The organism is Methanobrevibacter thaueri, assembly GCF_015062905.1.
GTDB lineage: Archaea > Methanobacteriota > Methanobacteria > Methanobacteriales > Methanobacteriaceae > Methanocatella > Methanocatella thaueri_A.
Window position 1 is genome coordinate 21,039 of record NZ_SUTK01000019.1, and the last position, 8,787, is coordinate 29,825.

The 8,787-nt window shown below is 37.7% G+C and carries 10 protein-coding genes; 3 read left to right on the forward strand and 7 right to left on the reverse strand.

Annotated elements, in window-relative coordinates:
• Positions 1 to 12: 12 nt before the first annotated feature.
• Positions 13 to 318, reverse strand: a complete 306-nt coding sequence (locus E7Z79_RS05375; RefSeq protein WP_303738948.1) for an MTH1187 family thiamine-binding protein — start codon at positions 316 to 318, stop codon at positions 13 to 15.
• 50 nt (positions 319 to 368) lie between these two features.
• Between E7Z79_RS05375 and E7Z79_RS05380 the strand changes: the two genes are divergently transcribed.
• Positions 369 to 1,244, forward strand: a complete 876-nt coding sequence (locus E7Z79_RS05380; protein WP_303738949.1) for a TIGR00269 family protein — start codon at positions 369 to 371, stop codon at positions 1,242 to 1,244.
• On the opposite strand, the gene E7Z79_RS05385 is transcribed toward E7Z79_RS05380, so the two are convergent.
• From E7Z79_RS05385 to comB, 5 genes are all read right to left on the reverse strand, one after another.
• Positions 1,203 to 2,147: a calcium/sodium antiporter gene (locus E7Z79_RS05385; protein ID WP_303738950.1), complete on the reverse strand. Its 945-nt coding sequence runs from the start codon at positions 2,145 to 2,147 to the stop codon at positions 1,203 to 1,205. The genes E7Z79_RS05380 and E7Z79_RS05385 overlap by 42 nt on opposite strands.
• Before the next feature lie 3 nt (positions 2,148 to 2,150).
• Complete coding sequence (locus E7Z79_RS05390) at positions 2,151 to 3,470, reverse strand: hemolysin family protein (protein ID WP_303738951.1); 1,320 nt, start codon at positions 3,468 to 3,470, stop codon at positions 2,151 to 2,153.
• A gap of 19 nt (positions 3,471 to 3,489) precedes the next feature.
• Positions 3,490 to 3,705, reverse strand: coding sequence for a DUF1922 domain-containing protein (locus E7Z79_RS05395; protein ID WP_292601910.1), 216 nt, complete (start codon positions 3,703 to 3,705; stop codon positions 3,490 to 3,492).
• A gap of 65 nt (positions 3,706 to 3,770) precedes the next feature.
• The gene (locus E7Z79_RS05400) at positions 3,771 to 4,940 is read right to left on the reverse strand and encodes a TraB/GumN family protein (protein ID WP_303738952.1); all 1,170 of its coding nucleotides are present in this window, start codon (positions 4,938 to 4,940) and stop codon (positions 3,771 to 3,773) included.
• Between the two features lie 43 nt (positions 4,941 to 4,983).
• A complete protein-coding gene (comB, locus tag E7Z79_RS05405; protein ID WP_303738953.1) occupies positions 4,984 to 5,670 on the reverse strand; it encodes a 2-phosphosulfolactate phosphatase in 687 nt (228 codons plus the stop codon).
• Between the two features lie 37 nt (positions 5,671 to 5,707).
• On the opposite strand from comB, the gene E7Z79_RS05410 reads away from it, so the two are divergent.
• Together E7Z79_RS05410 and E7Z79_RS05415 are read left to right on the forward strand one after the other, a co-directional pair.
• Entirely contained in the window at positions 5,708 to 6,226 is a 519-nt protein-coding gene (locus E7Z79_RS05410; RefSeq protein WP_303738954.1) for a hypothetical protein, read from the forward strand.
• A gap of 53 nt (positions 6,227 to 6,279) precedes the next feature.
• A complete protein-coding gene (locus tag E7Z79_RS05415) occupies positions 6,280 to 7,203 on the forward strand; it encodes a methanogenesis marker 7 protein (protein WP_303738955.1) in 924 nt (307 codons plus the stop codon).
• 12 nt (positions 7,204 to 7,215) lie between these two features.
• On the opposite strand, the gene mmp10 is transcribed toward E7Z79_RS05415, so the two are convergent.
• Positions 7,216 to 8,463: a methyl coenzyme M reductase-arginine methyltransferase Mmp10 gene (mmp10, locus tag E7Z79_RS05420; protein ID WP_303738956.1), complete on the reverse strand. Its 1,248-nt coding sequence runs from the start codon at positions 8,461 to 8,463 to the stop codon at positions 7,216 to 7,218.
• Positions 8,464 to 8,787 lie beyond the last annotated feature (324 nt).

Sequence of the window (8,787 nt, forward strand, 5' to 3'; positions counted from 1 at the left end):
TCAATTTCAACTTTATTTTAGCATTTCGTTTACAGTATCGACTTTGGCATCCAAAGTCCTGTTTTCCATGTCTCTTCTGTCATCCACTTTTATGACTGTATATACTCTGCCGATTCCAAGTTCGAAAATGGCTTCCTGGGCGGTGGCAATTGCAGAATATAATTCTTCAAGGTTATCTGCTTCGATTTGTGTTCCCATTCCGGTCAGCTGGTAGTTTAAACCTGAATCCTTTATTGACTGGACTGCAGCGGTCACATAATCTTTACATTCAGTAGTTTCTGTTCCGACAGGTAATATTGCAAAATCACAAGTTATCATTTTTTCACCTACTAAAATTATTTATTTATTGTTTAATAAAGTAATTGGTGATGGTGAAATTAGATAAGGATGAATTTAATGAAATGATTTTTACAAGAATCAATAACTTGATTCGTGATTATGAGCTAATCAAAGAAGGAGAGTTGATAGCCGTTGCATTGTCAGGCGGTAAGGACAGTGTATTGACTTTGCATGCATTGAAGAATTATCAGCAATTTCTGGATTTTGATTTGGTGGCAGTTAGTGTTGATGAAGGTATTGAAGGCTACAGGCAGCATGGAATCGACTCAGCTGTTCAAAACGCTCGTGACTTGGATGTTAAACTTGTTCAAAAGTCATTTAAAGAGGAAGAAGGCTTTGCCTTGGATGATATTTATTCTGATTTTAAAAGTGCATGCATTCCATGTGGTGTGTTCAGAAGAAACATTCTGAATAAGACAGCTTATGAATTGGGTGCGGCCAAAATAGCTACTGGCCATAACTTAGATGATGAAATTCAATCATTTTTGATGAGCTTTGCCCGTGGAGACACAATCAAATTCTCTAAATTCGGCCCTGAACTTGATGTGATTCATCCTAAGCTCGTTCCAAGAATCAAGCCGCTGTGGAACACTCCTGAAAAGGAGGTTGGAATGTGGGCGGTAATAAACAATATTGATATCCACCTTGATGAATGTCCTTATTCCCATCTGTCTTTGAGGGCAAAAATCAAGGAATTCCTGAATGTCAGCGAAGATCAATATCCTGGCGTAAAAAATAATGTGATGGAGTCTTTTAAACAGATTTTAATGTTTGAAAATGATATTACTCCAAGCCTTAATGAATGTGAAGTCTGTGGTGAGCCGACTTCATCAAATGTCTGTAAGGCCTGTGAGTTAAAAGATTTAATTTCTCAAAATCGCGAAAGCCATATAAATGATAAATAAAGTAACTAAGATGGCTCCCTCTTTTTTGTCATATTTGTCCTGTGTCTTACCGAATATGAAACATAATATGGTAACGAATAGCATGAACAGGATGTCAATTAGCATGCTTGAGTCCAGTGGTATTGCACTTATTGCGCTACTTGCACCAAGTACGAACAATATGTTAAAGATGTTTGAGCCTATCACATTACCTATGACCAGCTGATTTTCCCCTTTCTTTAAAGCGGTAAGTGAAGTCACAAGTTCAGGTAAAGAGGTACCTATTGCAACAATGGTTAAACCTACCAATGTTTCGCTCATTCCGAATGCGATTGCTATTGCTGAAGCGCTGTCTACAACCAAATCTCCACCGATTATGATTCCCGCAAGTCCCACAAGTATGAAAATAATGCTATATGGAAGGCTGTATTTCGGTTTTTCGACTTCGTTTGCGCCTCCGGACTTTTTAGTGTCATAAACAAGATATGCAATGTATGCAATCATGATGACAAGTAAAATTATTCCTTCGATGTTTGTTATGTCCCATCCTATTATTATGAAAACCGCCCATAATATGGTAATTCCCACAAGGAATGGCAAATCTTTTTCAAGGACCTGTTTTTCCATAAGTAACTCACTTAGAAGTGCCGCAATACCAATGACCATCAGCATGTTGAACAGGTTACTTCCAACAACGTTACTTACAGCCATTGCGTTGCTTCCGTTAAGTGATGAAGTAATGGAAACGGCAGCTTCAGGAGCACTGGTTCCCAATGCCACAATTGTCAGACCAACAATGATTGTAGGTATTTTTAAAAGGGAAGCGATGCTGCTGGCTCCATCAACAAAAAAGTCAGATCCTTTAATCAAAAATACAAATCCTACAATTAATAAAACAACTTGGATTATTATTGATGTGTCCATTTTCTACTCCTCTTCAATTTCCTCTTCAGGCCCCAAATCGGTAACGATGACCTTATCGATTTGATGGCCGTCCATATCTATTATTTCAAAGACAAATCTTCCACATTCATAGATGTCCTCTTCATTAGGGATTGTACCGCTAATACTGAGTATAAATCCTGCTAATGTGGTGTAGTTGTCTTCCTCTTCATCAGGTAATGAATCTTTAAACTCAAATAGCTCTTTAAATTTATCAATAGGGTATCTTCCATCAATCAGCCATGTTCCGTCAGCTCTTTGAATCGCTTCAGGTTCATCTTCCTCATCAATTCCAGGAATGTCTCCTACAATACCCTCAAGCAAATCGTTCAATGTGATTAATCCTTCAACGCTTCCGAATTCATCGACTACAAGGGACATATGAACATATCCTTGATTTTCCTTGAATTCCTTAAGTAATTCTAATGTTTCAAGGTGTTCGGAAACCACTAACGGCTCTTTCACGATTTTGTGCACATCAAATTTATCCTCAGTGAACATTGCTGAGAGGATGTCCTTTGCCTGAACGACTCCAATGAAGTCATCAAGCTCTCCGGAGGCAATTGGGAAAATTGACCTTTTACTTTCGATAATTTTTATCTTATTGATTTCCCTGTCGTCTTCCAAGTCAATCCAGATTATCTCATTTCTAGGAGTCATTATACTTTCGACTTTTTGATCGTCAAGTTTGAAAACCCTTTTGATGATGTCTTCCTCTTCTTTTTCGATGGTACCGTCTTCTCTTCCTTCTTTAATCATCAATTCGATTTCTTCTTCTGTCACAACATCTTCACTTTTATCTTCAATTCTCATCACCCATAAAAGAAAACGGCTTGATTTGGCCAAAATGAAACTGACAGGTTTTGAAACTTTTTCAAGAACCAGCATGCTTTTTGCAACTCTTAGGGCGATTCTTTCAGGGTCATTCAATGCAATGACCTTCGGCACAATCTCTCCAATAACCAATGTCAGGTAAGTGGTGACGATAACGACAATCGCAACACTTATTGGTTCGTTATATGGTATGAAAGAGATAATTTTGGATAGTGGTTCAGCTAATGTGATTCCACCAAATGCACCTGTCAAAACACCAATCAGGGAAATTCCAATTTGAACTGTTGATAAAAATTCGTTAGGGTCTTCTAATAAATCAAAAACAATCTGTGCGTTTTTATTTCCTTCTTCTAAATATTTTTGCATTTTTGCTTTTCTAATGGATACGACGGCAAGTTCCGCCATTGACAAGTATCCAGTAAAAATTATTAAAACTAATATAATAATTATTTTGAGTGTCGTCCCAATCATTTTTAACAAACCATTAAAACTATTTTAATTCGCTGGCCTTCATAAAGCCAGTGTTTCCATATATTTTGTCCTGCATTTCCTGAACTGCTTCGGATGCTTCTTCCCTTGTAGCCACCTTTTGGAAAATGCGTCTTGATTTAACTTTAAGGGTTTTTCCACATACGCATTTGCGTGTAGCCACGCCTTCTTTTGCATATAATGCTCTTCCACAGTCACAACGAAATATCAAATACATGGTCTTTCCATTATAAAATCAATAGTAATTATAATATTATCAATATATTATTTATAATTAATTATTTAAATACCAAATATTTTCATGAATAACGGTATGAAAACTTTGGATGGTAAAATCACCAGGGTTGCAATGCTGACTCCCAGGTTAGTTCCGATAACTACAAGAAGTATTCTGAATATGTTATTGTTCCACAGGTCTCTAAAACTTTCAATATGAGCCAGATTCTTGATGTCGCTTTGTCTGACTTTTCTGAATTTTGCTTCGCACAATCCTGAAAACCATCCTGCAGCAAGCAATGGGTGAATGATGGTCAGTGGCGCTACCACTCCTCCAACGATTGCGGACTGGATTTTTGAACCTGAAAGTATTGATCCGATGAATCCCATAATCATGCTGATGACTATGAACTCATAGATGTTCCATGTGATGTTTATCCCGCTAAAATATGCCAGAAAAAATATCACAACAAACAAAATAGGGATTAATGCCAAAATTATTTTAGCCCAAGGAATTCCCTTTTTTTCATTGATTACTTCCAAATCTCTTATGTTGGGCAAGGTTTCCGGATTATCCAGATATCTTTCAATTCCAGGCTTATGTCCTGCTCCAACGACTGCAATCACATGATCCTGTGGGATTCTCATTATGCTTCCGGCGAGGTAGGCATCCCTTTCATGAACAAGAACCTCGTGAACGCTAGGGGCCTCATCCTTAAACATTTCCATTAGCTCGTCCAGGTTGTCGGGGTTTTTAAGCTCCTCGACATCGACATCCTCATCATCACCATATCCGAAAGCGGAAGCTATCATGCTGAACATGAATTTGGCCTTTTCCGTAAAGCCCATTTTGTTCAAGGCCCTTTGCAAGGTTATGCTAATGTCCCTGTCGATTAGGGCTATTGGGATTCCCAAATCTTCGCTCGCTTCGATTGCACCAATCATTTCTGAGCCTGGCGCAACATCCAGCTCCGCTCCAACCTTGGATTGGAAGTAGCTTAAGAGTGTGGTTGTGAAAAATAATCCTACCTTGTTTTCTTTGATGATTTTGCTGACTGAAATGGTGTCATCCTGTTCAATACCCATCATTTCCTGTTTTAATTTGGTGTATCGACCTCTGTCAAGCTCGATGGCAACTACATCAGGTTGGTATTCGTAGATTGCATCCTTCACTTCTTCAACACTTTCCTGTGATACGTGAGCGGTACCTATAATTTTTAAACATTCTCTTTTCAAAAAAACACTTCTTTGTAATTATATTATCTAATTATTATTAAATCTACATATATAAAGTTAATTCATTATCATGATATATCGCAACATTGTCGGTTATGTTTCTCAACACTGACAACTCAACATCTTCCAGGTAACCGAGTTCGATCAGTCTTTTGGCAGTTCTTGAATTTATGAATGCCTCTTTTGCCAACTCATAATCTCTGGTTGCCAAAATTGCGGTTTGCGCATATTCGCTTAGCTCGCATTCATTCAGATTTTCACTAATCCAGTACAAAATCTCGCCAGCTGCCAGAAAGTCCTCAATTGCAAATTTTCCTTTTACTCCTGCCATTACGACATCAATATGGCTGCTGGCCAGCTGAATGCTTTTTAGGCCAACCGATTTGGCATTGACCATTGATCCGACAAGCACCTTGGAGTTCATGTTTTCAAGGATTCTGGTTCCGTTGGTTGTTGTTAAAATTAGGGTATCTTCGGAGGTTTCGAAGTCTTTAATTTTCGAAGGGCTGTTTCCGATTTCAAATCCCTCAATTTGCTTTCCATTGCGTTCGCCTGCAAGTATGCCTCCTGTTTTTTCCTTTAGGCTCAAGGCTTCTTCAGGGGTAAAGCACGGGATTATCCTTTCAAAATTGTTTAATGCCAATGTTATTGTTGTGCTTGCCCTCAGGGCATCGACCATAATGGAAACGTCACCGCTTGAACTTTCCTCAAAACTCAATGTCACTTTCATGATGTAATTTATATTAAATGATTATATAATAATATTTATGAAGATAGTCACAACCCCAATGTGTGAAGAAATCGTAAAGATTGCAGGCATAAAGGATTATGTTGTAAACAAATTTCCCAAAAAGGATGATGGGGATTTGGCAATTCTGCTTTCGGAAAGTAAAGTGGAGATGGATGCGCTTCAAATCAAAATCAATACCTCAACTCAGATTTTTGAAAGTATCAAGGAAGTTTCAGGCATTGCAGGCAATGATTTGAGCGATGAGGAGATATTATCATATTTTGATGATTATGAGCTTTGCAGGAAATACCTTAATTCCGATTTCAAAAGGGATGTCAATGTCAAGGTATATTCCGAATTTTTAAAGGATATCGTTCAGGATGTAGGTTTCAATATAGTTTGCGATGGCTTTGATTATGTGATATATCCCGATTATCTGAAGAATAACGTTATTGAAAGTGATAATCTCGTTGAAATCCCGTCTCACAATTCCATTTCCAAAAATCCATTTGATAAGGCCGAATTGAGATATGGCATTTTAGAAAATTTAATATAATATATTAATTATAAATATGTTTATTACAATTGCATTTTTAGAGAGTGTTAGGAATGTATGAAACATTGATATTTACTGGTGGAGTTCACAAAAGTGAAGAGATTAGAGAACTTATTGAAGATTTGGGAGGATTCATTCTTCAGGACAGCATTCAGCAGATGGAACTGGTATTGAACATGGCTGTTCCTCTGGAAGATGTTGACAAGATTGAAGAAAAATCCAAAGAACTGTTGGCAAAGATATCCGTTGCTCCTATGGCAGGTTCTGAAATAGCTATTGTCTCACCAACACTTGCAAGGCACCATTTGCCTCATGCTGCATGTGACATTTCAGAGTATTTGCGTGAATACGGTGCAAAAGATAATATGATCGGTCTTGCAAGGGGAGACGGCAAAGGAACTTCTGGAATCACTGAAGAGGAACGTGATTTGATCGAAGAGCATGACATTGCCATTTTTGCTTTAGGCAGCTTTGAAAACTGCATCAAGGAAAAATCTTTCCTTTATGATAATATTGACATACCAGTTATTGTAACAGGAGCACCTGAAATCGATGTTAATGAGCTTCCTGGCGCTGATGCATATGTTGGAGGCCTTGGAAGGATTCCAAGAAGGCTCAGAAGAGGTCCGGATATTCGTGCGCTTGATAAACTTGTTGAAACTGTTGAGCAAATTTTAAGTGACAAAAAACGTGAGATGACTCTTGACCCACCATTAGTGCCATCAATCGTTGTAAAAAATGCAATTGAAAATCAGATCAGAGAAATAAAGGATGTTATTTCTCCAACACCTGTAACTTCACAGCTCAATGGTGTACGTGTAAAATTGAATTATGATACCTATGCCGAAGATATAGGCAATGTGGTCATTGACGGCAAAAAGTTATCAGAAATCGCTGAGATTAAAAAGTCCAAAATGTATGATTACATATTGGTGAAAATTAATAGTGAGAGTTCTCTTGTTGAGGATTCTAACTAACTCTCTTTTTTTTTAAATTCTTCTCATACCAAAGAAGTTGACGGCATCAACCAGATCGTTGAATTGTTCCAGTTCCCTTTCTATGACATTTTCGTCAGTCATGTCTATGCTTAATTCGCCGTCCACTGTCAATGTGTTAGGCCCACGGCCGACAAGCCTGTCTACACCGTCTGCACTCAGGATTCTTTCCGCATCAAGCTGGTGAACAAATGACCTTCCTGGTATTATGACGGAATCCCTGATTTCGGATAGGTCAAGTTTTTCCAAATCCTCTTTTGTAATCAGACATGCTATTTCCTTTTCAACGGCAACAACATTGACATTGTTCTCCACATCAATTCTGTCAAAGATTTTGCTGATGTACGGTTCGGCTATTTTTGAGGTAATGATTGTTGCCTCACCGGTAATTGGCTTTATGAATTGCAGGAACACTTCGTTTTCATCTTTTGCGATTGCAAATGGTCCTCCGGTTTCAGGGTCACATATTGGTGTTCCGCTGACCCGGAATTTGTATTCGGAATTGATTTGCCTTACCAGTTCGCCGAAGTCTTCAACAGGCTGTGATTCGATACCTTTTATGATAGGTTCATTGCCCAGAATAAGCCCTTCGTTGAAAGTGTTTGCAAACCTCATCAAAAGCATTCCCTTTGCACCCCACTCCTCTAGGGAATTGCAAGTTTGCCTTAATACGTCTCCATCATTGACGCCAGGGATGATTACTGCGGCACCGGTTAGCTTAATGTTTTCACAGAATATCTGGCAGGCTTTAAGGGCCTCTTCAGGATTAGGATCTTTCACCCATTCCTTTCGAAGCTGGGGATCTGTTGAAAAGACAGTGAATGAAACTTCATTAACGCCATTATTAATTAATCTTGTAGCCATTTCAGAGTCGCTTATGCCTTTGCCGCATGTATATCCCAATACAGAAGATATTGAGAACTGGTTTAGGTTGGCGGTTAGGGTCTCTAGATGGGGATAGCAGCTTATGTCTCCTCCGCCACTGATGTATGCGCTCACTTCTCCTTGGGGCATTCCCATCATCATTGCGGTTTGAACCTGGTTGATAACTTCAAATGGGGACTTAAAATCTCCTTGGGTTTCGGAAACTCCTTTGCTGCATCTTTCACAGCCTATCTTATTGGGCAGGCAGTGTGCGCATCCAAAACTTTTTACATCTTTCACCTTTCTGAAGTAACAGTATTTGCAAAAACCGTTACAGTCTCTTCCAGGTATTCCTCCGACATCTGCTACAAGTTGCATATTAGTTAATTTTATTTTCATTTTATTTATAAATTCATGATTTTTTTCTCAGAAATTTTTGTATTACTTTTAGTATTATTTATTACTATAAACCTTGAAAGTAATAATTTTTTATTTTCTTTTATTTTTTAAAATAAGGATTATTTTTTGATAATATTGTCTAAAACGTTAATATTTTAATTTAAATGAATTATTATCAAAAAATTTTTAGAATACAATAAAAAAACAAGTTTTAATCAATAATTAAAAGTATTACTTTTGGCCGTTTTTTTCTTAAATAAAAAATATTTTATTATACTTTATAAACTTTTCTAAAATATCCCA